Raw genomic sequence first — 778 nt, forward strand, 5'->3', positions numbered from 1 at the left:
CATTGAAGCGACGACCGATAGCGCCACCGAAGGTGTAGGCGACAGCATCGTCTTCACCATCAGCCAAACAGGGGCGACGGACAAAGACAGCAACGTCACCGCCACCTTAAACCTTGGCGACATTGATGCCAGCGATATCGACAGCATCGTTCTCACCAACAGCGATGGCAGCACGCAAACCATCAGCGTGGCGGACGCCATAGCTGGGGTTAGTGTGAGCATCCCAGCGGGTAGCAGCATCCTGCCAACCTTTACCATCACCCCAAATGACGATGCCATCTATGAGGTCTCAGAAGCGCTGAGCATGAGCATCAGCAATCCGCTGAATGCCAGCATTGGCACAGCCACCGATACTGCCACCATCTTCGATGAAGACGCGACAGACGGCACCGTAAACGAGGGCGACAAACCGACCGTCACAGTTGGCGACGCCAGTGCCATCGAGGGCGATACCCTCGTGCACAGTGTCACCGTCAATGGCGTCACCGAAGCCGACGTCACCTATGACTTTGACTTGGCGGGTAATAGCGCCACAGAGGTGACCGACTTTACCAACGTCCCAGTCTTTAGTGATGGCGTCACTTATGACGCTTCCACCGGCACCATCACCGTTCCTGCTGGGGTCACCGTCTTTACCGTCAGCTATCCTGCGCTTACTGATGCCATCTTAGAGAACGATGAAACCACCACGCTTGAGATTGGCGGCGTGATAGGGACCGGCACCATTAATGCTGCTGGTGACGCCATTCCTGTCGTGAACATTGAAGCGACGACCGAT

General features: G+C 56.3%; 1 protein-coding gene. It reads left to right on the top strand.

Annotation, left to right across the window (positions count from 1 at the left end; translation table 11 throughout):
* A partial coding sequence (locus I6F53_RS20160) for a hypothetical protein (RefSeq protein ID WP_197240939.1) occupies positions 1 to 778 on the top strand: 778 nt, incomplete at both ends.

This window comes from Pseudoalteromonas sp. SWN29, assembly GCF_015864465.1.
GTDB lineage: Bacteria > Pseudomonadota > Gammaproteobacteria > Enterobacterales > Alteromonadaceae > Pseudoalteromonas.